This is a genomic window from Mesorhizobium sp. SEMIA396, assembly GCF_024518615.1.
Taxonomy (GTDB): Bacteria; Pseudomonadota; Alphaproteobacteria; order Rhizobiales; family Rhizobiaceae; genus Mesorhizobium.
Genome location: NZ_JANIFC010000007.1, coordinates 12,583 through 37,319, shown reverse-complemented (window position 1 = coordinate 37,319; position 24,737 = coordinate 12,583). Strand labels below are relative to the sequence as shown.

The 24,737-nt window shown below is 62.1% G+C and carries 26 protein-coding genes and 1 tRNA gene; 20 read left to right on the top strand and 7 right to left on the bottom strand.

What is annotated here, in order from left to right:
- Positions 1 to 18 precede the first annotated feature (18 nt).
- The 13 genes from NP503_RS17640 (at position 19) to NP503_RS17580 (ending at position 13,967) form a co-directional block, all read left to right on the top strand.
- Entirely contained in the window at positions 19 to 813 is a 795-nt protein-coding gene (locus NP503_RS17640; RefSeq protein ID WP_127273300.1) for a transglutaminase family protein, read from the top strand.
- Positions 814 to 945: 132 nt separating this feature from the next.
- Positions 946 to 1,677 (top strand): peptidase, encoded by a 732-nt coding sequence (locus NP503_RS17635; RefSeq protein ID WP_127271775.1) that lies wholly within the window; start codon positions 946 to 948, stop codon positions 1,675 to 1,677.
- A 101-nt stretch (positions 1,678 to 1,778) separates the two neighbouring features.
- Positions 1,779 to 3,185: an aspartate aminotransferase family protein gene (locus NP503_RS17630; protein ID WP_127272311.1), complete on the top strand. Its 1,407-nt coding sequence runs from the start codon at positions 1,779 to 1,781 to the stop codon at positions 3,183 to 3,185.
- A gap of 127 nt (positions 3,186 to 3,312) precedes the next feature.
- Positions 3,313 to 4,080: a DeoR/GlpR family DNA-binding transcription regulator gene (locus NP503_RS17625; RefSeq protein ID WP_127258922.1), complete on the top strand. Its 768-nt coding sequence runs from the start codon at positions 3,313 to 3,315 to the stop codon at positions 4,078 to 4,080.
- A 125-nt stretch (positions 4,081 to 4,205) separates the two neighbouring features.
- A complete protein-coding gene (gene glpD, locus NP503_RS17620; RefSeq protein WP_127269022.1) occupies positions 4,206 to 5,732 on the top strand; it encodes a glycerol-3-phosphate dehydrogenase in 1,527 nt (508 codons plus the stop codon).
- 42 nt (positions 5,733 to 5,774) lie between these two features.
- Positions 5,775 to 6,854 carry an ABC transporter ATP-binding protein gene (locus NP503_RS17615; protein WP_127269023.1) on the top strand — a complete coding sequence of 360 codons (1,080 nt, stop codon included), beginning with the start codon at positions 5,775 to 5,777 and terminating at the stop codon, positions 6,852 to 6,854.
- Positions 6,855 to 6,863: 9 nt separating this feature from the next.
- Positions 6,864 to 7,931 (top strand): ABC transporter ATP-binding protein, encoded by a 1,068-nt coding sequence (locus NP503_RS17610; protein ID WP_127269024.1) that lies wholly within the window; start codon positions 6,864 to 6,866, stop codon positions 7,929 to 7,931.
- Positions 7,932 to 8,798 (top strand): carbohydrate ABC transporter permease, encoded by an 867-nt coding sequence (locus tag NP503_RS17605; RefSeq protein WP_127272310.1) that lies wholly within the window; start codon positions 7,932 to 7,934, stop codon positions 8,796 to 8,798.
- 1 nt (position 8,799) lies between these two features.
- Positions 8,800 to 9,723, top strand: a complete 924-nt coding sequence (locus NP503_RS17600) for a carbohydrate ABC transporter permease (RefSeq protein ID WP_027036701.1) — start codon at positions 8,800 to 8,802, stop codon at positions 9,721 to 9,723.
- A gap of 67 nt (positions 9,724 to 9,790) precedes the next feature.
- A complete protein-coding gene (locus NP503_RS17595) occupies positions 9,791 to 10,072 on the top strand; it encodes a DUF2160 domain-containing protein (RefSeq protein ID WP_127269597.1) in 282 nt (93 codons plus the stop codon).
- Between the two features lie 79 nt (positions 10,073 to 10,151).
- On the top strand, positions 10,152 to 11,876 hold the full coding sequence (locus NP503_RS17590) for an ABC transporter substrate-binding protein (RefSeq protein ID WP_027036699.1): 1,725 nt from the start codon (positions 10,152 to 10,154) through the stop codon (positions 11,874 to 11,876).
- Between the two features lie 97 nt (positions 11,877 to 11,973).
- Entirely contained in the window at positions 11,974 to 13,467 is a 1,494-nt protein-coding gene (glpK, locus tag NP503_RS17585; RefSeq protein WP_127269598.1) for a glycerol kinase GlpK, read from the top strand.
- A gap of 26 nt (positions 13,468 to 13,493) precedes the next feature.
- Positions 13,494 to 13,967 carry a DUF6882 domain-containing protein gene (locus NP503_RS17580; RefSeq protein WP_127269599.1) on the top strand — a complete coding sequence of 158 codons (474 nt, stop codon included), beginning with the start codon at positions 13,494 to 13,496 and terminating at the stop codon, positions 13,965 to 13,967.
- Between the two features lie 88 nt (positions 13,968 to 14,055).
- On the opposite strand, the gene NP503_RS17575 is transcribed toward NP503_RS17580, so the two are convergent.
- On the bottom strand, positions 14,056 to 14,541 hold the full coding sequence (locus NP503_RS17575; protein WP_127272309.1) for a BA14K family protein: 486 nt from the start codon (positions 14,539 to 14,541) through the stop codon (positions 14,056 to 14,058).
- Positions 14,542 to 14,800: 259 nt separating this feature from the next.
- On the opposite strand from NP503_RS17575, the gene NP503_RS17570 reads away from it, so the two are divergent.
- Positions 14,801 to 14,876 (top strand) — tRNA-Lys (locus tag NP503_RS17570).
- A 64-nt stretch (positions 14,877 to 14,940) separates the two neighbouring features.
- On the opposite strand, the gene NP503_RS17565 is transcribed toward NP503_RS17570, so the two are convergent.
- The 5 genes from NP503_RS17565 to NP503_RS17545 all read right to left on the bottom strand — a co-directional run bounded on the left by NP503_RS17565 (position 14,941) and on the right by NP503_RS17545 (position 19,707).
- Positions 14,941 to 15,411, bottom strand: coding sequence for a nucleoside deaminase (locus NP503_RS17565; RefSeq protein WP_127273218.1), 471 nt, complete (start codon positions 15,409 to 15,411; stop codon positions 14,941 to 14,943).
- A 251-nt stretch (positions 15,412 to 15,662) separates the two neighbouring features.
- Positions 15,663 to 16,802 carry a DNA-processing protein DprA gene (gene dprA, locus NP503_RS17560; RefSeq protein ID WP_128279451.1) on the bottom strand — a complete coding sequence of 380 codons (1,140 nt, stop codon included), beginning with the start codon at positions 16,800 to 16,802 and terminating at the stop codon, positions 15,663 to 15,665.
- 17 nt (positions 16,803 to 16,819) lie between these two features.
- Positions 16,820 to 17,407 (bottom strand): glycerol-3-phosphate 1-O-acyltransferase PlsY, encoded by a 588-nt coding sequence (plsY, locus tag NP503_RS17555; RefSeq protein WP_127271878.1) that lies wholly within the window; start codon positions 17,405 to 17,407, stop codon positions 16,820 to 16,822.
- Positions 17,408 to 17,464: 57 nt separating this feature from the next.
- Entirely contained in the window at positions 17,465 to 18,751 is a 1,287-nt protein-coding gene (locus NP503_RS17550; RefSeq protein WP_127272492.1) for a dihydroorotase, read from the bottom strand.
- Positions 18,748 to 19,707, bottom strand: a complete 960-nt coding sequence (locus NP503_RS17545; RefSeq protein WP_127269519.1) for an aspartate carbamoyltransferase catalytic subunit — start codon at positions 19,705 to 19,707, stop codon at positions 18,748 to 18,750. The genes NP503_RS17550 and NP503_RS17545 overlap by 4 nt, the downstream gene beginning before the upstream one ends.
- Positions 19,708 to 19,900: 193 nt before the next feature.
- Here NP503_RS17545 and NP503_RS17540 point away from each other — a divergent pair, with 193 nt between their 5' ends.
- From NP503_RS17540 to NP503_RS17530, 3 genes are all read left to right on the top strand, one after another.
- A complete protein-coding gene (locus NP503_RS17540; protein WP_127269520.1) occupies positions 19,901 to 21,529 on the top strand; it encodes a DNA alkylation response protein in 1,629 nt (542 codons plus the stop codon).
- Between the two features lie 194 nt (positions 21,530 to 21,723).
- Positions 21,724 to 22,293, top strand: a complete 570-nt coding sequence (locus NP503_RS17535; RefSeq protein ID WP_127269521.1) for a hypothetical protein — start codon at positions 21,724 to 21,726, stop codon at positions 22,291 to 22,293.
- The gene (locus NP503_RS17530) at positions 22,293 to 22,634 is read left to right on the top strand and encodes a DUF6105 family protein (protein WP_127272493.1); all 342 of its coding nucleotides are present in this window, start codon (positions 22,293 to 22,295) and stop codon (positions 22,632 to 22,634) included. The genes NP503_RS17535 and NP503_RS17530 overlap by 1 nt, the downstream gene beginning before the upstream one ends.
- Here NP503_RS17530 and ruvX read toward each other — a convergent pair.
- Positions 22,552 to 23,058 (bottom strand): Holliday junction resolvase RuvX, encoded by a 507-nt coding sequence (gene ruvX / locus NP503_RS17525; protein WP_023812961.1) that lies wholly within the window; start codon positions 23,056 to 23,058, stop codon positions 22,552 to 22,554. The two genes, NP503_RS17530 and ruvX, sit on opposite strands and share 83 nt — an antisense overlap.
- A 123-nt stretch (positions 23,059 to 23,181) precedes the next feature.
- Here ruvX and NP503_RS17520 point away from each other — a divergent pair, with 123 nt between their 5' ends.
- From NP503_RS17520 to gatC, 3 genes are all read left to right on the top strand, one after another.
- Positions 23,182 to 23,889, top strand: a complete 708-nt coding sequence (locus NP503_RS17520; protein WP_127271675.1) for a metal-dependent hydrolase — start codon at positions 23,182 to 23,184, stop codon at positions 23,887 to 23,889.
- A 24-nt stretch (positions 23,890 to 23,913) separates the two neighbouring features.
- Complete coding sequence (locus NP503_RS17515; protein ID WP_127271676.1) at positions 23,914 to 24,330, top strand: hypothetical protein; 417 nt, start codon at positions 23,914 to 23,916, stop codon at positions 24,328 to 24,330.
- A 118-nt stretch (positions 24,331 to 24,448) separates the two neighbouring features.
- Positions 24,449 to 24,736, top strand: coding sequence for an Asp-tRNA(Asn)/Glu-tRNA(Gln) amidotransferase subunit GatC (gatC, locus tag NP503_RS17510; protein ID WP_127272494.1), 288 nt, complete (start codon positions 24,449 to 24,451; stop codon positions 24,734 to 24,736).
- The last annotated feature ends 1 nt before the right edge of the window (position 24,737 follow it).

The window sequence follows — 24,737 nt, the reverse complement described above, 5'->3', positions numbered from 1 at the left end:
CACAAACGGAATAGAAGCATGCGGCTGAAGATCACCCATCGGACCGAATACCGCTACGACGCGCCGGTGCACTATCTGTTGCAGCGGCTGCGGCTGCTTCCGGTCAGCGGGTCGACGCAGACCGTTCTGTCCTGGGCCTTGACCATCGAAGGCGCGCGCGAAGAAGTTCGCTTTGTCGACCATTTCGGCAATGACACAAGGCTGCTAAGCGTCGAGGGCGAGCGCGACTTCATCACGGTGGAAGCATCAGGCGAAGTGGTGACACGCGACACCGCGGGTGTCTCGGGGCCGCACCAGGGCTTTACGCCGCTCTGGCTGTACAGCCATGAGACGCCATTGACGGTGATCGGCAGCGGTATCCGCGAACTCGCCGCATCGGTCGGCAAGGGCAGCGACATCGAAAGGCTGCACCGGCTGATGGCTGTCATCGGCGAGCGCGTTGTCTACACGCCCGGCACCACCAGTGCGACGACGCCGGCGGAGGAAGCCTTGGCGCTGAAAACCGGGGTCTGCCAGGATCATACCCATATCTTTGCCGCCGCGGCGCGTGCCATGGGCTTTCCGGCCCGCTATGTCAGCGGCTATCTGATGCTGGAAGCCACGGTCGAGCAGGCGGCCAGCCATGCCTGGGCCGAGGCGCATGTTTCGGGTCTCGGCTGGGTTGCCTTCGATGCCGCCAATGGCATTTCACCCGACGAGCGTTATGTAAAGGTGGCAACGGGCCGCGATTACCGCGACGCCACGCCGGTGTCGGGAATTCGGCTGGGACAGGCGGAAGAACAGCTTGCGGTCACCGTCACGGTGGAGCAGTAATCCTCGCAAGATTGCTGCCGAGCGATTCATCGTTTCAAGGAAACGCCGAACCGCTCTATCCCCTTGTTTTAACGCAATTCCGGACGGAAAACCGCTTCACACTTTTCCTGGAATTGCTCTAGAAGAGATTCCATGACCTATTGCGTTGGCCTGAAGATCGATCGCGGGCTCGTGTTCATGTCGGACACGCGTACCAATGCAGGCATGGATTCCATCTCCACCTTTCGCAAGATGCATGTCTGGGAAGAGCCGGGCGAGCGCGTCATCGTTTTGATGTCGGCGGGCAATCTGGCGACGACGCAGGCCGTGGTCAGCCTGCTCGACGAGCGCACCAAGGCGATCTCCGAAAGACATTCCACGCTGCTCGAAACGCCGTCGATGTACCAAACGGTCCGCATTGTTGGCGACACGGTCAAGGAGGTCATCGCCAATTCGTCATCCGCTGGCGAGAAGGCGGATTCCTATTTCAATGCGTCCTTCATCCTCGGCGGTCAGATCAAGGGCAGCGAGCCGCGCCTGTTCATGATCTATCCCGAAGGCAATTTCATCGAATCGACCGATGACACGCCGTTTTTCCAGATCGGCGAGACCAAATACGGCAAGCCGATCATCATCCGCGCCTACGAAAAGACGATGAGCCTCGCCGAGACGGTGAAGCTGCTTTTGGTGTCGTTCGATTCGACGTTGAAGTCGAACCTGTCCGTCGGCTTGCCGCTCGACCTGCTGTTCCTGGAGAAGGACGCCTTCAAGGTCGGATTGAAGAAGCGGATCGGCCAGGACGACCAGTATTACCGCACGATCTCCGACGGCTGGTCGAATGCGCTGAAGACGGCCTTTGCCAGCCTGCCGGATTTCCCGGGCTGAGGCGTGCGGCATCCGTTGTCGGTTGCGTCTATTTCACGCGTTAATTAATAAAGAGACCAGCCGCGATGGATGGTGGCGGTCGATCATGTCGGGAGGACAGGATGAACAACGATGATTTCCGGCAATGGTCGCGCCGCGCCGCCGACTGGGGCGCCGACTACCGCAATACGCTACGCGAGCGGCCGGTGCGGCCGCTGGTCGAACCGGGCGACATTTTTCGAAGCATTGAGGCTTCGCCGCCCGAAGACGCCGAGCCGATGGACCGGATCTTCGCCGACTTCGAAGAGAAGATCCTGCCGGGAATGACGCATTGGCAGCATCCCCGCTTCTTCGCCTATTTCCCGGCCAATGCGGCGCCGGTTTCGGTGGTGGCGGAATATCTGGTTTCGGCGATGGCCGCGCAATGCATGCTCTGGCAGACGTCGCCGGCGGCGACCGAACTCGAAACGCGCACCGTCGACTGGATGCGCCAGGCGCTCGGCCTGCCGGAAGGTTTCTCGGGCGTAGTCCAGGATTCAGCCTCGTCGGCGACACTGGCCGCAGTGCTGACCATGCGCGAACGGGCGCTCGATTGGCAAGGCAACAAACAAGGCCTGGCAGGGCAGGCGCGGCTGCGCATCTACTCCTCCGACCAGGTGCATACTTCGATTGACCGGGCGATCTGGGTGTCCGGCATAGGCGAGGACAATCTCGTGCGCATTCCCGTCGCCGGCCGCTTTCGCGCCATGGATACGGCGGCACTCGAGGCGGCAATCATCGCCGACAGGGAAGCCGGCATGCTGCCGGCCGGCATCATCGCTTGCGTCGGCGGCACCAGCACCGGCGGCGCCGACGATATTGCAGCGGTTGTCGAGGTCGCACGGCGGCATGGGCTTTATCTTCACGTCGACGCCGCATGGGCGGGATCGGCGATGATCTGTCCGGAATATCGGCATTTCTGGACAGGCGTCGAAGGCGCCGATTCAATCGTTTTCAATCCGCACAAATGGCTGGGCGCCCAGTTCGACTGCTCTATCCAGTTCCTGCGCGATCCCGAAAGCCATGTGAGGACGCTGGCCATCAAGCCGGATTATCTGAAGACACACGGCCACGACGGCATCATCAACTATTCCGAATGGTCGGTGCCGCTCGGCAGGCGATTTCGCGCGCTGAAATTGTGGTTCCTGCTGCGCGCCCATGGCCTGGAAAATCTGCGCACGATGATCCGCAATCATGTCGGGTGGAGCGAAGCGCTGGCGGCGCGGCTGGCAAGGGAGTTGGATTTCGAGATCGTCAGCGAACCGATGCTGTCGTTGTTCTCGTTCCGACACAAGATCGCAACCGACGCGGACGAGCACAATCTGCGCCTGGTCAATGCGATCAACGACGATGGCCGCATCTACCTGACGCAGACGAAGGTCGATGGCAGGATCGCAATCCGGTTCCAGGTCGGACAGTTCGAGGCGACCGCCGCCGATGTTGATACGGCCTTCACCGTCATCACGGAAATCGCGCGCGCAATGGATTGATCGGGCACAATCTGGTTTGCGTTCGTATTCACCTTGGCAATCACATGCATTTCATTAGCCGGCTTATGCCTTTTCATCGGTTTCGTTTTCGACTATAGACAAGAAAAACGAAAACGGGAGGTTGCCTATGTATCTGTCGCCGCGCCATGCCGAGATTATCCAGATGGCCAAGGATCATGGCCGCGTGCTGGTCGATGATCTGGCCACCCACTTCAATGTGACGCCGCAGACCATACGCAAGGACCTCAACGATTTGTGCGACCAGCGGCTGCTCTCGCGCATCCATGGCGGCGCGTTGTATCCCTCCGGCATCGAGAACATGGAATATGAGGCGAGACGCAAGATCGCCGCCGACGAGAAGGAGGCGATCGGCCGTGCGGCCGCCAGGCTGATCCCCGACAATGCCTCGCTGTTCATCAACATCGGCACCACGACCGAGTCGGTCAGCAAGGCGTTGCTCGATCACAACGGGCTCATGGTCATCACCAATAACATCAATGTTGCCAATAGGATGCGGATATATCCCTCGATCGAGGTGGTGATCGCCGGCGGGGTTGTGCGCGGTTCCGATGGCGGTGTGGTCGGCGAAGCGGCGGTCGACTTCATCAGGCAGTTCAAGGTCGACTATGCGGTGATCGGTGCATCCGCCATCGACCATGACGGCGCCTTGCTCGATTTCGATTTTCGCGAGGTCAAGGTGGCGCAGGCGATCATCGCCAATGCAAGGCATGTCATCCTGGTTTCCGACCAGACCAAATTCGAGCGAACCGCACCGGTGCGCATCGGCCATCTGTCGCAGGTCAACACCTTCATCACCGATCGTTGCGACATCCCGTCAGTGCGCAAGATCTGCCAGGAGGCCGAGGTTCAGTTGATCGAGACGTCGCTCGCCTAGGCGGTTTCTGCCCGATATCACGCGCTCGTGATATTTCGTTTGACATTCGTTATCATTTCGAAATAATTCCGACACGGTTTCGTAAAAGCCCAAAAATGGTGCAATGCGAAATCGTTGGAGGAATTGTGGACGCATCTCCGATCCGTGACATTTTCGTCATAGGTGGCGGCATCAATGGCTGCGGCATTGCCCGTGATGCCGTCGGTCGTGGCTTTTCCGTGTTTCTCGCCGAGATGAACGACCTAGCCAGCGGAACCTCCTCGGGTTCGACCAAATTGATCCATGGCGGCCTGCGCTACCTCGAATTCTACGAATTCCGCCTGGTGCGAGAGGCGCTGATGGAGCGCGAGGTTTTGTGGAAGAACGCGCCGCACATCATCTGGCCGATGCGGTTCGTGCTGCCCTATGCCAAAGGCCTGCGTCCGGCCTGGCTGATCAGGCTCGGTCTCTTCCTCTACGATCACATTGGCGGGCGCAAATTGCTGCCCGCGACCCGGACGCTGGACATGGCCAGGGATCCGGCCGGCAAGCCTTTGAAGCCGCTGTTCAAGAAGGCCTTCGAATATTCGGATGGCTGGGTCAATGATGCGCGACTGGTGGCGCTGAACGCGCGTGATGCCGCCGACCGCGGCGCCACGGTCCGCACCCGCACGAAAGTGACCGGCGCGCGCCGCGAAAACGGCCTGTGGGCAATCCAGATCGAGGACCTGCAGACCGGCGAGACCGAGGAGATCAAGGCGCGACTGCTGGTCAATGCCGCCGGCCCCTGGGTCGATCATGTGCTGTCCGGCGTCGTCGGGCTCAACGATGTGCACAATGTCCGCCTCGTGCAGGGCAGCCACATTGTCATCGCCAGGAAGTTCGACGATCCACGCGCCTATTTCTTCCAGAACAAGGATGGCCGCATCATCTTCGCCATTCCCTATGAGGAAGAGTTCACACTGATCGGCACCACCGACCAGGATTATCCCGGCGATCCGCATGACGTGAAGATCAGCGACACCGAGATCGATTACCTCTGCGCCGCGGCAAGCGAATATTTCGCCCAACCCGTCAAGCGCTCGGACATCGTCTGGACCTATTCGGCCGTCCGTCCGCTCTATGATGACGGAGCCTCCAAGGCGCAGGAAGCGACGCGGGACTATGTGCTCAAGGCCGATGGCGGCGACGGCGCCGCCCCAATTGTCAATGCTTTTGGCGGCAAGATCACCACCTATCGCCGGCTGTCGGAATCGATGCTGGAAAAGATCGAGAGTTTTCTCGGCAAACGCGGCAAGCCGTGGACGGCAAACGCGCCGCTGCCGGGCGGCGATTTCCCGGCCACCGGTTTCGATGCCGAAGTGGCGAAATTGAAAACCGCTTATCCATTCCTCGACGCGCGCCTGGCTCGCCGGTTGACCCGGCTCTATGGAACCCGCGCGAGGATGCTGCTGGGGCTGGCCAAATCGAACGTCGATCTCGGCCGCAACTTCGGCGCCGATCTCTACGAGGCCGAGGTGCGCTATCTCGTTCAAAACGAATGGGCCGTCACATCAGAAGATGTATTGTGGCGCCGGACCAAGCGCGGTCTGCATCTCAGCCGCGAGCAGGTGGCGGCGCTCGATGAGTTCATGCGCGGCATAAGCCGGCGCCATGTCGCGGCTGCCGAATGAAGAGGGGTTTGAGCTGATGCGGAAGGCCTGGGAGGAGGCGTCATGCTGGAACTGAGAAACGTCACCAAGGCGGTCGGCGCGGTCGAGCATATAAGCGACGTGTCGCTGACGCTCCAGCACGGCTCGCTCAACGTCCTGCTCGGACCTACGCTTTCCGGCAAGACAAGCCTGATGCGGCTGATGGCCGGCCTGGACGTGCCGACCTCCGGTTCGATCTGGTTCGACGGCCAGAATGTCACCGGTGTGCCGGTGCAGAAGCGCAAGATCGCCATGGTCTACCAACAGTTCATCAACTATCCGGCGATGACCGTTTATGAGAACATTGCTTCGCCGCTGCGGGTGGCCGGCATCGAGCAGGCCAGGATCGACAGCCAGGTGCGTGAAGCCGCGGCTCTTCTCAAGCTGACGCCCTATCTCGACCGCACGCCGCTCAGCCTGTCCGGTGGCCAGCAGCAGCGCACCGCGCTGGCGCGCGCCATCGTCAAGAACGCAAGCCTGGTCCTGCTCGACGAACCGCTCGCCAATCTCGACTACAAATTGCGCGAGGAACTGCGCGCCGAATTGCCCAGGATATTCGCCGCCGCCGGCACCATCTTCGTCTACGCCACGACCGAGCCGCACGAGGCGCTGCTGCTCGGCGGCAACACGGCGACGCTTTCGCAAGGCAAGATCACCCAGTTCGGACCGACCATCGAGGTGTTCCGCAAGCCGGTAGATCTGGTGACAGCCAGGACATTTTCCGATCCACCGCTCAATACTATAGTGCTTGCCAAGAAGGGCCGGGATTTCCTGCTCGAGGGCGGCGTGAACCTGCCGGTGCCGGCCGAGCTCTCCGGCATTGCCGATGCCATGTACACGATCGGTTTTCAGCCGCACCACCTGTCGCTCGAGCGGCCCAATGCGGCGGCCGTACCGGTGCGCGCCAAGGTGACGATCACCGAGATCACCGGATCGGAGAGCTTCATCCATCTCGATTTCGCCGATGCGCGCTGGGTCATGCTGACCCATGGTATCAGGCATTTCGAGCCGGACGAGGTGGTCGAGGTGTTCATCGATCCGCGCCACATCATGGTTTTCGACGAGCACGGCAGCGCCGTGACTGCGCCGAAGCTGGCGGCTTGAGGGCAAGAGATGGCACGCATCGACGTCAACCATGTCAGGCATTCCTACCTGCCGAACCCGCAGAAGGATGCCGATTTCGCGCTGCGGGAAGTGCATCATGTCTTCGAGGACGGCGGCGCCTATGCGCTGCTCGGGCCCTCCGGTTGCGGCAAGACCACGCTGCTCAACATCATTTCGGGATTGTTGCACCCCTCGCACGGCCAGTTGCTGTTCAACGGCAAGGACGTGACCAATTTGTCGACGCAGGAGCGCAACATCGCGCAGGTGTTCCAGTTCCCGGTCATTTACGACACCATGACCGTCTACGACAATCTGGCCTTCCCGCTGCGCAACCGCGGTGTGCCGGAAGCCGATGTCGACCGCAAGGTTCGCGAGACGCTGGAGATGATCGATCTGGCGTCGTGGGCGAAGAAGAAGGCGAGGGGCCTGACCGCCGACCAGAAGCAGAAGATCTCGCTCGGCCGCGGGCTGGTGCGCTCCGACGTCAACGCCATCCTGTTCGACGAGCCGCTGACCGTCATCGATCCGCACATGAAGTGGGTGCTGCGCTCGCAGCTGAAGCAGTTGCACCGCCGCTTTGGCTACACCATGGTCTATGTGACCCACGACCAGACCGAGGCGCTGACCTTCGCCGAGCAGGTCGTGGTCATGTATGATGGCGGCATCGTGCAGATCGGCACACCGGCCGAATTGTTCGAACGCCCGCGCCATACCTTCGTCGGTTATTTCATAGGCTCGCCAGGCATGAACGTCATGCCGGTGGCGATCGACGGCAAGACGGCGACGCTCGGCTCGCAGCGCATCGAACTGCCGGGCGCACCCAAGGCAGCCAGCGGCGCCGTCGAGCTCGGCATCCGTCCCGAATATGTCCGGCTCGGCCGCGAAGGCATGACCGTGCAGGTCAGCAAGGTCGAGGATCTCGGTCGCCACAAGGTGGTGCGCGCCAAGCTCGAAGGCCGCGATATCTCTGCCGTGATCGGTGAGGACGAGACCCTGCCTGCCGATCCGAAGGTGCGGTTCGACCCGGCCGGCATCAACATCTATGCCGATTCCTGGCGTGTCGAGATGGAGGCCTAGATGGAGAAGACCTGGAACAACAAGGCCTGGTTCATGGTGCTGCCGGTCCTCCTGCTGGTGGCGTTCTCGGCGGTGATCCCGCTGATGACGGTGGTCAACTATTCGGTGCAGGACACGTTCGGAAACAACGTCTTCTTCTGGAACGGCTCGGACTGGTACACCGAAATCCTGGAGTCGGAACGCTTCTGGCTGTCGATGGTCCGCAACCTGATCTTTTCCGCAACCATCCTCGCCATCGAGATCCCGCTCGGCATCTTCATCGCTCTCAACATGCCCAAGAAAGGCTGGGGCGTGCCGGTCTGCCTGGTTCTGATGGCTCTGCCGCTGCTGATCCCGTGGAACGTCGTCGGCACGATTTGGCAGGTGTTCGGCCGCATCGACATTGGCCTGCTCGGCTACACGCTGTCGTCGCTCGGCTTCGACTACAACTACGTCAACGATCCGACCGACGCCTGGGTGACGGTCATCCTGATGGACGTCTGGCACTGGACAAGCCTCGTCGTTCTGCTTTGCTACGCCGGACTGGTCTCGATCCCCGATGCCTTCTACCAGGCGGCCAAGATCGACGGCGCCTCACGCTGGGCAGTGTTCCGCTACATCCAGCTGCCGAAGATGAACCGCGTGCTTCTGATCGCGGTGCTGCTGCGCTTCATGGACTCATTCATGATCTACACCGAGCCGTTCGTCGTCACGGGCGGAGGCCCAGGCAATTCGACGACGTTCCTGTCGATAGACCTGGTCAAGATTGCCATCGGCCAGTTCGATCTCGGGCCGGCGGCGGCCATGTCGATCATCTACTTCCTGATCATCCTTTTGCTGTCATGGGTGTTCTACACCGTCATGACCAATGTCGATGCGGAGCGCTGAGATGAGCGGCGCCAACGAAGGAACGACGAGGCAGGACCGGGTGCGTGAGACGGCCGTTTCGGACGGGCTCGCCAGCACATTGTCGCAGGACCAGCTTGCGCGGCTGATGCGCCGGCGCGGCGAAGAATCCCGGTTCTGGTGGTTGGTGCCGACGATCTACATCATCTTTCTGATGCTGCCGATCTACTGGCTGGTCAATATGAGCTTCAAGACCAATCAGGAGATCCTGGGCGCCTTTTCGCTGTGGCCGAAGAGCCCGACCCTGGCCAACTACATCGTGATTTTCACCGACCCGTCCTGGTACAAGGGCTACATCAATTCGATCATCTATGTCGTCATGAACATGGTGATCTCGGTTTCGGTGGCGCTGCCGGCTGCCTACGCTTTCTCGCGCTACCGGTTCCTCGGCGACAAGCACCTCTTCTTCTGGCTATTGACCAACCGCATGGCGCCGCCGGCGGTGTTCGCGCTGCCATTCTTCCAGCTCTATTCGGCCTTCGGGCTGATCGACACGCATATCGCGGTGGCGCTGGCACACTGCCTGTTCAACGTGCCGCTGGCGGTGTGGATCCTCGAGGGTTTCATGTCCGGCGTGCCGAAGGAGATCGATGAGACCGCCTATATCGATGGCTACTCCTTCCCGCGCTTCTTCCTAAAAATCTTCATGCCGCTGATCGCCAGCGGCGTCGGCGTGGCCTGCTTCTTCTGCTTCATGTTCTCATGGGTCGAGCTGCTGATCGCGCGCACCTTGACCACGACCGCCGCCAAGCCGATCGCGGCGATCATGACGCGCACGGTCTCGGCCTCCGGGCTCGACTGGGGCGTGCTCGCCGCCGCCGGCGTGCTCACCATCCTTCCAGGCGCGCTCGTGATCTGGTTCGTCCGCAACTACATCGCCAAGGGCTTTGCCCTAGGGAGGGTGTGATGAAACAAACGCACGAGTTCATCCGCAACACCATCGCCAAGGGCTTCGCCCTGGGGAGGGTATGACCATGAACCTCACCTGGATGGCATGGACGCTGCCAACGGCGATCTTTTTCATCACGATCCTGGTGCTGCTCTGTGGCATGGCGGTCTGGGAATACGCCTCGCCCGGCGGCAATCCCCGGGTCGGCGTCCTGCGCTTCGAGACGACGCGCGGCGACCGCCTCTTCGTTTCGCTGCTCGGCAGCGCCTTTATCCATCTCGCTTGGCTGGGTCTTGTCGGACCCAACCTGTGGTGGGCTCTCGCTCTCTCCGTAGTCTACGCCGTCGGCGTGTTCCGCTACGTATAGAGGGGGAAACTGTTGGAGCGACCGCGTGCCGACGACCGCTCCAGATCGCACTTGAAACTTGAAAAGTGGAGGAAACGAAATGCGAAGGCAATTTTTAACATCAACGACTGCGCTTGTCCTGCTCTGGGGAGCAGGCCAGGCCTATGCCGGAATGGACGAAGCCAAGACCTTCCTCGATACCGAAATCAAGGACTTGTCGACGCTCGATCGCGCCGGCCAGGAAGCCGAGCTGCAATGGTTCATCGATGCGGCGAAGCCTTTCGCCGGCATGGACATCAAGGTGGTCTCCGAGACCATCGATACGCATAGCTATGAGTCCAAGGTTCTGGCGCCCGCTTTCACCGCGATCACCGGCATCAAGATCACCCACGACCTGATCGGCGAAGGCGATGTCGTCGAAAAGCTGCAGACGCAGATGCAGTCGGGCGAGAATATCTATGACGCCTACGTCAACGACTCCGACCTGATCGGCACGCACTGGCGCTACCAGCAGGCGCGCAGCCTGACCAAGTGGATGGCGAATGAGGGCAAGGACGTCACCAACCCCAACCTCGACCTCGCCGACTTCATCGGCACCAAGTTCACGACCGCTCCGGACGGCGACCTCTACCAGCTGCCCGACCAGCAGTTCGCGAATCTCTACTGGTTCCGCTACGACTGGTTCAACGACGAGAAGAACAAGGCCGATTTCAAGGCCAAGTACGGCTACGACCTCGGCGTTCCGGTCAACTGGTCGGCCTATGAGGACATCGCCGAGTTCTTCACCGGCCGCGAGATCGACGGCAAGAAGGTCTATGGCCACATGGACTACGGCAAGAAGGACCCGTCGCTCGGCTGGCGGTTCACCGATGCCTGGCTGTCCATGGCCGGCAATGGCGACAAGGGCCTGCCGAACGGTCTTCCGGTCGACGAATGGGGCATCAAGGTCAACGAGAAGTCGCAGCCTGTCGGCTCGTGCGTCGCGCGCGGCGGCGACACCAATGGCCCGGCTTCCGTGTATTCGATCCAGAAGTACCTGGATTGGCTGAAGGCCTATGCGCCGCCGGAAGCCCAGGGCATGACGTTCGGCGAATCCGGCCCCGTCCCGTCGCAAGGCACGGTCGCGCAGCAGATGTTCACTTACACCGCCTTCACCGCCTCCTTCGTCAAGGACGGGCTGCCGGTCGTGAACGCGGACGGCACGCCGAAATGGCGCTTTGCTCCGTCGCCGCACGGCGTCTACTGGAAGGACGGCATGAAGCTCGGCTATCAGGACGTGGGTTCATGGACGCTTCTCAAGTCCACGCCTGATGATCGCGCCAAGGCCGCCTGGCTCTATGCGCAGTTCGTGGTGTCGAAGACGGTCGACGTGAAGAAGAGCCATGTCGGCCTGACGCTCATCCGCGAGTCGACGATCCAGGACAAGAGCTTCACGGAACGCGCTCCGAAGCTCGGCGGCCTGATCGAGTTCTACCGCTCGCCGGCCCGTGTTCAGTGGTCGCCGACCGGAACGAACGTTCCGGACTATCCGAAGCTGGCACAGCTCTGGTGGCAGGCGATCGGCGATGCGTCGTCGGGCGCCAAGACGGCGCAGGAGGCGATGGACTCGCTTTGCTCTGAGCAGGAAAAGGTCATGGAACGCCTGGAAAAGGCTGGCATCCAGGGCGACATCGGTCCGAAGATGGCCGAAGAGCATGACCTCGCCTACTGGAACGCCGACGCGGTCAAGAAGGGCAATCTCGCTCCTCAGCTGAAGATCGAGAACGAGAAGGAAAAGCCGATCACCATCAATTACGACGAACTGGTGAAGAGCTGGCAAAAGTAAGATTGTTCTAAGCGGGCGTCTGCGCCCGTGTGACATTGGGGGAGGCGGCATCTTGCCGTCTCCCCTGTTTGTGTAAAAGACTAAGCGGGGAGGCATAATGACCGGATATATCCTTGCCATCGACCAGGGCACGACTTCGACCCGGGCGATCCTGTTCGACGGCGAGATGAAGGTCGCCGGCAGTGGGCAAAACGAATTCGCCCAGCACTATCCGGCCTCCGGCTGGGTCGAGCACGATCCGGAAGATATCTGGGCGAGTGTGGTGTCGACCGTGAAGGCGGCGCTGAAGAAGGCCGGCCGGAATGCTTCCGACGTGGCGGCGCTCGGTATCACCAATCAGCGCGAAACAGTCGTCATCTGGGATAAGGCGACCGGCAAGCCGATCCACAATGCCATTGTCTGGCAGGACCGGCGCACCGCGCCGCTGTGCCAGAAACTCAAGAAGCAGGGCTTGGAGAAAAAGTTCACCCGCAAGACCGGCCTGCTGCTCGATCCCTATTTTTCCGGCACCAAGATCGCCTGGATGCTGGACAAGGTGAAAGGCGCGAGAAAACGCGCCGAGAAGGGCGAATTGCTCGCCGGCACCATCGACAGCTTTTTGATCTGGCGGCTGACCGGCGGCAAGGTCCACGCCACGGACGCCACCAACGCCTCGCGCACGCTGGTCTACAATATCGCTGAGAATGCCTGGGACGACGAGCTGCTGTCGATCCTCAACATCCCAATAGAAATACTTCCCGAGGTGAAAGACTGCGCCGATGACTATGGAATCACGGAGAAAAATCTCTTTGGCGCCGAGATAAGAATCCTCGGTGTCGCCGGCGACCAGCATGCGGCAACCATCGGCCAGGCCTGTTTCGAGCCGGGCATGATGAAATCCACCTACGGCACCGGCTGCTTTGCCCTGCTCAACACCGGGAGCGATCTTGTGCGTTCGAAGAACCGGCTCTTGACCACCATTGCCTACAGGCTGAACGGCAAGACGACCTACGCGCTGGAAGGCTCGATCTTTATTGCCGGTGCTGCGGTGCAATGGCTGCGCGATGGCATCAAGGTGATCGGCAAGGCCGAGCAGAGCGGCAAATTGGCTGATGAAGCCGATCCGACCCAAAACGTCTACCTGGTGCCGGCCTTCGTCGGGCTCGGCGCGCCGCATTGGGACGCCGAGGCACGCGGCGCCATTTTCGGACTGACGCGCAATTCTGGCCCGGCCGAGTTTGCCCGTGCCGCGCTCGAATCCGTTGCCTACCAGACGCGCGACCTGCTCGACGCCATGCGCAAGGACTGGAAGGGGGCTTCGGCCAAGACCGTGCTGCGGGTCGATGGCGGCATGGTGGCGTCGGACTGGACCATGCAGCGTCTGGCCGACATCCTCGATGCACCGGTCGACCGCCCGACCATTCTGGAGACGACGGCGTTGGGGGCGGCCTGGCTGGCCGGCTCGAAGGCGGGCGTGTGGCCGGATGCTAAGAAGTTTGCGAAAAGCTGGGCGCTGGAGCGGCGCTTCCAGCCGGACATGGATAGCTCCATACGCTCAGCCAAACTCGCGGGTTGGCGCGATGCTGTGCGACGGACGCTGAGTGTGCCATAACCGATTGTCTAATGGGGCGAGGGGAAATGAAGCCAGATTGGTATCCTGCTTGGCGCGACGAGGCTATCGAACAACTAAATGCCAAGAATGACCGCTTGGAGAGAGACTTCCAGCTCGGCCACTCGTCTCGCTACGACTATGACATCGAGACCAGAAGGCTTTTGTTTTCCAAGGGCGGAGAAATCAAAGTCACCGCAGAGGTCCAGATTGCCGGGTCCACGAGCGCTAAGTCGCAGAGTTGGCTCTGGGCCTGGGCAAATTCAAATTGGCCCGATGACGTTATGATCGACGCAAAGCGGGTTCGATCCTTCGGCGAGACAAATAGCATCGACGAACTGACCCAGTCTTACGTGACGGATGTCGATGACGACCTGGAAGTGCTTGGTTGGGAACTGAGCGCCGCGGCGGTTCGAATTTGCGACGCCCTTGGAGCATATCGCTCACCTTCGGAAGGCGATGCACGTTTTTACATCATCAAGGCCATCAGTTGGGCTGGCTGATGCCGGCTCCCATGCTTACTGAAAAGAGAAGACCCGCGACAGATTCTGGCACGGGTCTACTCGTCAGCTATTGGCACTCATTCACGAATCAGTAAGGCGAACGGCACTCCTTGCGAGGGCCGTAATTCGGCTGGAACGTGTTGTCCGAAGCACGGTAGCTGCGATAGCGGTCGTAGCACCACTGGACGTGGGCGTTGCCTCCGTAGACGCGGTTGTTCTCGTTGTTGATGATGGCACCGGTGATCAGCGCGCCAGTCGCGAACGCCGCGAGCGGGAACCAATAATCGCCGTGACGACGGTAGCCGGGGCGATATTCGCGATAGCCGCGATGGCCGTTCCAATACGCGCCGCGATTGCGGGAAAAATTGCGGTCACGCGAAAAACTGCGGTCACGCGAAAAATTGCGATTGTAGCGGTCCTTGCGCCACTCCCGGTACTGGACTGTCTGCACATCCGGCACCGCGACCTGGGATTGCGGCACATAGTTCGATTGGGCGTTAACCGACACGGCCTCCGCCGCAACGAATGTGGCGGAGAGAGTGGCCGCCAGAAGGCTCGTTGTGATTCTGTTCATTGGTTTTCTCCTCGATGGTTTTGGCGGACGTCCCTGTGCCGGGAAAACGAGCGGCGCATACAATTGTTCCCCAGACTGGATGCCGCTGTCGGGCAGAAATGCCAGTGTTCCCTTGGCTGTTCTCCCACCGGTGGCGCGGCTGGCAAGTGTCGCGACAGGCCGAAGCCACCCGTGTTTGCGAGCTCTCTTTTTCCGGTTGACCGGTCGAGGCACTCTCCCTATGTTCCGCGCAATTTCGAGGGCCGCCTTTCGCCCGCGGGAGCGCGTAGCTCAGCCGGTAGAGCAACTGACTTTTAATCAGTAGGTCATGGGTTCGAATCCCATCGCGCTCACCAAATCCACCCGATGAACTGTCACCCATCTCTCGGGAAGGGCACACCATAACGGGCGGGGAAGCCGTCAACGCTTCCAGAAATCGCGGTGCGGTGCGAGCAATTCGTCGGCGATTTCGGGGAAGGGGCCAAAGACCTCGATCTTTTTCTGGCCGGAGCCGAGGACGGTGCGCGAAGAGAGGCTCATCGTCGGATTCTCAGCGTGATCCCCGGTGAGCGCCAGCAGCTCGGTCTCCTCGATCCCGTAAACCAGCCGCCCGATATTGGCCCAATACATCGTGCCGGCGCACATGGCGCACGGCTCGAAGGTTGAGACCAGCGTGCATTGCCACAGGAACTCCGGCTCGTAGGCCGCCGCCGCGCGCCGGGCGAGCTCCGTCTCGGCATGGCGCACCGTGTCGAGATTGCCCTGCCGCATCAGCACGCGATCGTCCGGCCCGACCAGCACGCAACCGAAGGGATGGTGCCCATGCGCCGCCGTGTCGCGCGCGACGGCATCGGCGGACCGCAGGTGGGCGAGCATCTGATCGCGGGTCATGGCAAGATCCTGTCATGCCGACATCCACCGATGAGCGGCTGAGCGAGATTGGTGCCAACGGACGCGAGTGGCAAGAGCCAACTTTTGCTTGAGACCTTTGCCTCGGGATATCAGACCTTTGCCCTGCAATCGCCGGCCGGTCTTGGCGTCGAACAGATGAGCACAGGCGCGGCAAAGCGGAAAGCCGGCTGAAAAGGCCATCCTCGCCGAGCTTCTCGAAGGAGTTCGGCGGCGCGAAAATGCGAACAGCGTCAGACGGAAGGCTCCCCGAACACCAGCGAAACATTCCCTCCGGCATGGCGCTCGAGGCGGCCGGCGAGGTCGAGTTCCAGCAGCACCATGAACACCTGGGCCGGGTGCAGGCGGGTGTGGCGGATGATCTCGTCGACCGCCACTGGCGTCGGGCCGAGCGCCTCGATGACGCGGGCGCGGTCGCTTTCGCCGGGCGGTGGTGTGGCCGAGAAGTCGGGCGGCTCTTCGAACGGCGGCACGTCGGGCGCCCGCATGCCGGTCAGCGGAGCGATTGCCCGCGAAACGTCCGCTGCGTCGGTGACCAGGGTGGCGCCATCCTTGAGCAGGCCGTTGGTGCCGGCGGCGCGTGGATCGAGCGGCGAGCCCGGCACGGCGAAGACCAGCCGGCCCATTTCGCCCGCAAGCCTGGCGCTGATCAGCGAGCCCGAGCGTTGCGCTGCCTCGACCACCACCAGCCCAAGGACCGCACCCGCGACAAGGCGGTTGCGGCGCGGAAAATCCTGGGCGCGCGGCTGCCAGCCGAACGGCATCTCTGAAATGATGGCGCCACGCTCGGCGATTTCCTCGCACAGGCCGGCATTTTCAGGCGGGTAAGGCAGGTCGAGGCCGCCGGCCAGGACGCCGATCGTGCCGGTCGCCAGGCTGCCCTGATGCGCCGCCGTGTCGATGCCGCGCGCCAGGCCGGAGACGATTGCGTAGCCGTCGCGGCCGAGGTCGGCCGCCAGCATGCGTGCCATCTTGATGCCGGCCAGCGATGCGTTGCGTGCCCCGACGATGGCGACACCCGGCAGCCGGAAAACAGCTGCGTTGCCCTTTACCGCCAGCAGCGGCGGCGGATGGTCCATGTTGCGCAATAGGGGTGGATAGTCTGTTTCACCGATCCCGACAAAGCGGGCGCCGGCCTTTCCGGCTAATTCCAGTTCGGCCTCGGCTTCGGCAATGGAAGGGATGCGAGCGATCCGGATGGCGCCGCCTGAAATCATCAGTTCCGGCAATATCTCCAGCGCCGCCTCGGCCGAACCGAAACGGTTGATGAGGTCGCGAAAGGATGCGGGGCCGACATTCTTGGTGCGGATCAGCCGCAGCCAGCTCAGCCGCTGCCGGTCGCTGAGACGCGGCCCGGCGGCCGGCCCACTCACCACGGCGGCAGGCTCGCTCACCCCTTGGCTCCGATCTTGCCCTCGGTGCCGGCAAGCAGGCGCGAAATGTTTTCCCGGTGCTTGATGAAAACGATGATGCTCATCACCACGAACAAGGCCGCATTCTGCGGTGCGCTCAGGACATAGAGGGCGATCGGCACGATGACCGCCGCCGTCAGCGCCGCCAGCGAGGAATAACGGAACAGGAAAGCCATCACCAGCCAGGCGACGGCAAAGATCAGCGCCACCTGCCAGGCAAGGCCGATCAGCACGCCGAGATAGGTGGCGACGCCCTTGCCGCCCTTGAAACCGAGCCAGACCGGGAAGAGATGACCGAGAAAGGCGCCGAGACCGGCCCAGATCGCCAGGTCAGGCGCGAAATGGCCGGCTATCAGCACGGCGACCGTGCCCTTCAGCGCGTCGAGCAGCAGCGTCGCGGCGGCAAGGGCCTTATTGCCGGTGCGCAGAACATTGGTGGCGCCGATATTGCCGGAGCCGATCTTGCGCACATCGCCAAGGCCGGCCGCGCGGGTGAGCAGGAGCCCGAACGGAATCGAGCCAAGCAGATAGCCGAACACCAGCGCTGGGATGAGGCTGTAAGTCATTGTTTCCCCCGCATTTCCCCCTGACGAGCCGGATCACGCGCGGTGCGCCGTGGCCGTTCAGGCGGAAAACACTGTGCGGCCCGCAACCAGCGTTTGCAAGACCTTGCCTTGCAGTCGCGCGCCTTCGAAACAGGTGTTTTTCGAGCGCGAACGAATACCGCTTTCGCTGACGATCCAGGGTTCGTCGAGATCGACAAGCGCAAGATCGGCGACAGCACCCGGCTTCAGCGTGCCGCCGGGCAGGCCGAACAGTTTTGCGGGAGCGGTGGACAGGGTTTCGATCAGCCGGAGCAACGGCACATCGCCATTGTGATAGAGCCGCAATGCCGCGCCCAGCAGTGTCTCCAACCCGATGGCGCCGGCCGCCGCATCGGCAAAGGGCAGGCGCTTGGTGTCGACATCCTGCGGATCGTGCGAGGAGACGATGATGTCGATCGTGCCGTCCCTGACCGCTTCGATCATCGCCAGCCGGTCTTCCTCGGCGCGCAAAGGTGGGGTCAGACGGAAGAAGGTGCGGTATTCGCCGACATCGTTTTCATTCAGCGACAGATTGTGGATCGCCGCGCCTGACGTCACCGTCGCCCCGTCGGCCTTCGCACGTGTGACGGCGCTTGCCGCCATCGCCGTCGAGATCTTTGCTGCATGGTACGAACCGCGTGTCAGTCGGGCCAAGGCGAGGTCGCGTTCCAGCGGGATGGCTTCGGCTTCGCGCGGAATGCCGGAGAGGCCGAGCCAGCTGGCGTAAAGGCCTTCATTCATCACGCCGGATGAACCGAGGTCCGCATCCTGCGTCTCATGCACGATGGTGGCGCCGAAGTCGCGTGCATAGGTCAGCGCGCGGCGCATCACCAGCGCGCTCGATATGGTTTGGCGGCCATCGGTAAAGGCGACCGCGCCGGCTTCGCGCAGCAGGCCGAACTCGGTCATTTCGCGCCCGTCGAGGCCCTTGGTGATCGCCGCGGCCGGAAAGACGTTGACGATGGCCGTGTCCTTGGCCGTGCGCAGCACGAATTCAACCAGCGCCACATTGTCGATCACCGGATCGGTGTCGGGCATCATGACGATGGAGGTGACGCCGCCGGCCGCCGCCGCGACACTTGCCGACGCGATGGTTTCGCGATGCTCGCCGCCCGGTTCGCCGATGAAGACGCGGCCGTCGATCAGGCCTGGAATGATCGCCTTGCCGGCGCAGTCGACAACGGTGGCGCCCTCGGGCGCGCCCTGGTTCAGCGCTGCCTTGCCGGCGACAAGGATTTTCTTGCCATCGACTATGACGGCGCCGACTTCGTCGATGGCGCGCGAGGGATCGACAACGCGGGCCCGCTCAAAGACCGTTATGCTCATGCGCCGCCGCCCTCTTGATTGCGGCGCGGGTCAAGCAGCGCTTCCATGACGGCCATGCGCACGGCGACGCCCATTTCGACCTGTTCCTGGATGACGCTCTGCGGACCGTCGGCGATTTCCGAGGCGATCTCGACGCCGCGGTTCATCGGCCCGGGGTGCATCACCAGCGCATCGCCCTTGGCCGCCTTCAGTTTTTCCGCATCGAGGCCGAAATAGCGGAAATACTCGCGCACCGAAGGCACGAACGCGCCTTCCATGCGCTCGCGCTGCAGGCGCAGCATCATCACCACATCGGCGTCCTTGAGGCCCTCGGCCATCGAGCGGGTGACGATGACGCCCATCTTCTCGATGCCGGTGGGCAGAAGCGTCGACGGTGCGACGACGCGCACCTGCGCGCCGAGCGCGTTGAGCAGCATGATGTTGGAACGTGCCACGCGCGAATGCAGGATGTCGCCGCAGATTGCCACGATGAGCTTCGACAGCGGGCCCTTGGCGCGACGAATGGTCAGCGCATCGAGCAGCGCCTGTGTCGGGTGTTCATGCGCGCCGTCGCCGGCATTGACGACGGAGCAGCCGACCTTCTGCGCCAGAAGCGCGGCCGCACCGGCCGATTGGTGACGGATGATCAATATGTCGGGCCGCATCGCATTCAGCGTCATCGCCGTATCGATGAGCGTTTCGCCCTTCTTCACCGAAGAGCTTGCCACCGACATGTTCATCACATCGGCGCCGAGCCGCTTTCCGGCCAACTCGAACGACGACTGCGTGCGCGTCGAGGCTTCATAAAAGAGGTTGATCTGTGTGCGGCCGCGCAGCGTCGAGGTTTTCTTCTCGGACTGCCGCGAGATCGCGACCGCTCGGTCCGCCCTGTCGAGCAACAGCTCGATATCGGCGGGGGAAAGGTCGCGGATGCCCAGAAGATGGCGATGAGGATAGGGGGACGAAGCGTCGGTCATCTCAAGGCGCTGCTATAGGGTGGAGACTTTGCGGCTGCAAGCGCCAGCTTTGCATTGCAGCCGTTCTCCTCAATTTTTTCGTATAGATGGCCGATTGTATCGGCCGGTATTTTCATCGCGCGCGCTGCATGGCTTGGCTATATCTAGCCGACAGCCTCGGATTCGTGGCTTTCTGACGATAGAAGGATTGGGCGTGACCGACGACGTGACGAACCAGCCGCCGCCGCTGACGGGCGGCAACGCCTGGCGGGGCGATCCGTTGCTGATCCAGCTCGCGGAGCGTTTTTCCGATCCGGTGCGCAAAGATCTCGACGGTCTCGGCCGCTTCGTGCTGACGCAGGAGGCGCAGGAACTGGCGCGCCTCGCCAATGTCGAGACGCCGAAGCTCAGGACGCATGATCGCCAGGGACGGCGCATCGACGTGGTCGAGTTCCATCCCGCCTATCACGCCTTGATGCGCCGCGCTGTGGCCAACGGGCTGCATTCCTCGGTGTGGGAGAACGGCGACACCGAGATCGGCCGCCGCCATCAAGTCCGTGCCGCCCGGTTTTATCTGACGGCGGAGCTCGAGACCGGGCATCTGTGCCCCATCACCATGACCAACGCTTCGCTGGCGGCCTTGATGGCCAGCCCAAAACTGTTTCGCGAATGGGCGCCGCGCGTGACGACGCGCAAATACGACCAGAGCCAGAAACCGCCGGTCGAGAAGACCGGGCTGACGCTCGGCATGGGCATGACCGAGAAGCAGGGCGGCACCGATGTGCGCGCCAATGTGACGAGGGCGGAACGCGCCGGCAGCGGTTTTTATCGTCTGACGGGGCACAAATGGTTCATGTCGGCGCCGATGTCGGATGCGTTCCTGGTGCTGGCGCAGGCGCCGGAGGGGCTGTCGTGCTTCCTCGTGCCGCGCGTTCTCGGTGATGGTTCGGGCAACGGCTTCCGCTTTCAGCGACTGAAGGACAAGCTCGGCAACCGTTCCAACGCCTCCTCCGAAGTCGAATTCGTCAATGCCATCGGCGAGATGGTCGGCGAACCCGGTGCCGGTGTGAAGACGATCATGGACATGGTCACCCTGACCCGGCTCGATTGTGCCATCGCCTCGTCGGCGATCATGCGCGCGGGCCTCGCCGAGGCCGTTCACCACGCCCGCCATCGCCAGGTGTTCGGTTCGACCCTGATCGAGCAGCCGTTGATGCAGCGCGTTCTGGCCGACATGGCGCTCGACGTCGCCGCCGCCACCGCGCTGTCGTTCCGGTTAGCGCGCTCCTTCGACGAGGCGGCCAGCGATCGCGGCGAGGCGGCGTTTGCCCGGGCCATGACGCCGGTCGTCAAATACTGGGTCTGCAAGATCGCGCCCCCGCTGCTCTATGAGGCGATGGAGTGCCTAGGCGGCAACGGCTACGTCGAGGAGGCGCCACTCGCCCGCTACTATCGCGAGGCCCCGGTCAATGCGATCTGGGAAGGCTCGGGCAATGTCATGGCGCTTGATGTGCTGCGCGTGCTCGGCCGTGCGCCCGGCCTGTTCGAGGATGTGCTGGCCGGCATCGACCGTGATCTCGGCGCCGGCGGACGCGGCACGATCGGCGTTCTGAAGGCGGCGATGCAGGTTGCCTCAACCGACGAAGGTTCGGCCCGGCTGCTGACCGAGCAGTTGGCACTGTCGGCTGCGGCGGCGGAATTGCGCCGCCTGGGGGCAGGGCGGATCGCCGACGCTTTCGTCGAGACGCGTTTGGCCGGCCAATGGCGCAACACCTATGGCATGATCGATTCGCGCCACGATGCACGCATGATCATCGACACGCTCTATCCGCCGGTGAACTGAGCGGCGAGCATCGCAAAAACCGGCGCCATCCACAGTTTTGACGCGTTGGCGGGCATCCTCACGCGTATGGCTGATCACCGTTAACCTTAACAAATGGTTTCCGTTGCGATGGCGGACGGCAAGGCCCACTGTCCCGGCGCGAGCAGGGAATGGTTCAGATTGGCCGTCTCTTGCTTTGCGAAGCAGGAACACCGATGCGACAGGTACTGACCTCTTTTCTGGCCTTGCACTGGGCGATTGTTTTCGCCCTGCTTGCGCTCATCTGCATCGACGGAAACCGGGGTGTGGCGGCGGCACTCGGCGTGCTGGGCACCACAATCGAGGGTACCCGCTTCGTCGACCTCGACAATTTCGTTGTCGTGGCGCCGCTCGCCACCGCATTGCTTGTCGTCGCGGTTCTGTTTTTCTGGGCCTTTGTCGAAGCCCTGGTCAACGACGCGACCAGTCCCGGCGCCGACAGCGTCGCCCGCATCGCCTTCATCAGCGCGTCCGGCATGTTGTCGCTGATCGTCATCGGAGGTGCCGCGCAAGGCATCAACGGGCTGTTCATGGCAGTTGCCGTGCAGCTGACGGCACTTCTGGCGTCCTACGTCGCCATGCTTGCCGAGCGGCGGTCCGTGGTTGCGGCAGCGGCTTCCGGCGAAAGCGAGATCCATGCCGTCGCGCATGACATGGCAAAAGCCGCGGCTCACAATTCGCTGCTCTCACTCATATCAGGCCGAACGGTCTCCAAGACCGGCTCCAATCACAGGGGAGGCCGCTGATGCGTTACATCTTTGGGTTCTGGGCGGCGCCGATGGCGATTTTCTGGGGCTGGTTCTATCTGTCGGCCAATGACATCAATTTCGGCTACACGATGCTCAGCCGACAGATGCACGACTTCTTCTTCCAGCTCTATGGTCAGATGCTCGGCATCGATCCGGCGATCATTCCCGGCATGGTGGCGAAGACGTGCGTCTTCGACGGGTTGCTGCTGATGGCGCTTTGGGCTTTCCGCCGTCGCCGCGAAATCGCCGGCTGGGTCAAACAGCGCTGGGCGGGTCCGGTTCCGTTCGAGCGGATGCGTGGAGCGACTGAAGCCGGTCCAAAACTCCCTGCAGAATAAACGCGGCTGCCGCCGAATCGATCTTGCCGGCGCGCTTGCGGCGCGAGAAATCCATCTCGATCAGCGTCCTTTCGGCCGCGACCGTCGATAGTCTTTCATCCCAGAGCACGAAGGGCAGGTCGCTCATCTGGGCCATGTTGCGAACGAAGGCGCGCGATTTCTGCGCACGCGGACCTTCCGAACCGTCCATATTGATCGGCAGCCCAATCACCACCGCGCCGGCATTCTCCTTCCGCAGCAAGGCGAGCAGCACCGCCGCATCGAGCGAGAATTTCCTTCGCATGATGACCGGGCGCGGATGGGCGAAGGAAAATCTCTGGTCCGAGACCGCGACGCCGATCGTCTTGTCGCCGAGGTCAAGTCCCGCCAGCGTCTTGCCGCCGGTCAGCCGCGCCGGCAATTCCTCGATCGTGATAATGCCCACCGGCCGTCCTTCGCCTTTCACCACCACGTGTTTTGTCAAACGCGTGGTGGACACAGTAACCCTTTGATCTCGGGGCCGTCGGCGTTCTATCCTTTGGCAAGACAAAAATCGAGGAATGCATTCATGAAACTGACCTGGTACGGCCACTCGGCCTTTCGCATCGAGACCGCTGATGCCAAGATCCTCATCGATCCCTATCTGATCGGCAATCCGTCCTGGACGGGCGGCTGGGAGGGACCGGCGGAGGGAATCACGCATGTACTGCTGACGCATGGCCACAGCGACCACATCAGCGGCGCGCTGGAAGTGCTTGGCAAAAGCGGCGCCCAGCTAGTCGCCAATTTCGAGATCTGCATGTACCTGGTCGGCAAGGGCGCCAGCGACAAGAAGATCAACCCGGGCAACATCGGCGGCACCGTCGATTGCGGCGGCTTCACCACCACTTTCGTCCAGGCGCTGCATTCATCCTCGTTCCCCGGCGAAGGTGGCCAGAACACCTATCTCGGCAATCCGGGCGGCCTCGTCCTGCATTTCCCGGAAGACAGGACGCTCTACCACATGGGCGACACCGACATCTTTTCCGACATGGCGCTGATCAACGAGCTGCACGAGCCGAAGATCGGCCTGGTGCCGATCGGCGACCGCTTCACCATGGGCGGCGCGGTGGCGGCACTTGCCTGCCGGCGCTTCTTCAAATTCGACACCGTGGTTCCCTGTCATTTCGGCACCTTTCCGATGATCGATCCGACCGCCGACAAGTTCGAGGCCGGCCTGGAAGGATCCGGCATCAAGGTGGCTTTGCCCAAGATTGGCGAGACGATTACGATTTAGAAGCAGCCAAAATGGAATAAAACCATGGCTTTGAGGCAATCTTTTTGCGTTTCCATACTGGTCGCGGCGTCGCCCGCGCTCGCTGCGGATGATTTCATCGAAGGCATCTACCTTCAGTCCGAGGAGCTTTGCAAACAGGCCAAGAAGGGCACGCTGCAAACGCTGATCGACGCCGGCAACATCGTGCTTTCGGCGTACGGCCTGCAAAGCGTCGAATACAATTGCGAGTTTCTGCAGATCAGCAAGGCGACGGCTTCGCCGAGCTGGGCGGTGACGGCCATCTGCCAGGAACCGGGTTATGTCTTTCCCGACGTTCTCTCGGTGACGCAAATGAACGCGAAGCAGATCGATCTCGTGTCGGTTCGGCCCGTCGACGACGAAAGCGAAGCAAGCGGCAACAGCGGCAGCTACTATCTGTGCGAGGGCGTTGCCCTGCCATAGACGTATTCTGAGAGCCGACGAGCGGGCCGCCGCCACAGCCTGGCCTCTCGCACGATGCATGTTGCGCAGCGCGCGCGGCGCCGCTATAGCCCGAACTGGTTTTCCCCGAGGCAAAAACATGTCCGTAGATCTTCAGACAGTGAAGCGCGTCGCGCATCTCGCCCGCATCGCGGTGAGCGAAGAGGATGCCGAACGGATGACCGGCGAGCTGAACGCCATTCTGGGCTTCGTCGAGCAGCTGAACGAGGTCGATGTTTCCGGTGTCGAGCCAATGACCTCGGTGACGCCGATGGACATGAAGAAGCGCAGCGATGTCGTCACCGACGGCGGCAAGGCGGCCGACATCGTCGTCAACGCGCCGGCGACCGAAGAGAATTTCTTCCTCGTGCCGAAGGTCGTGGAGTAAG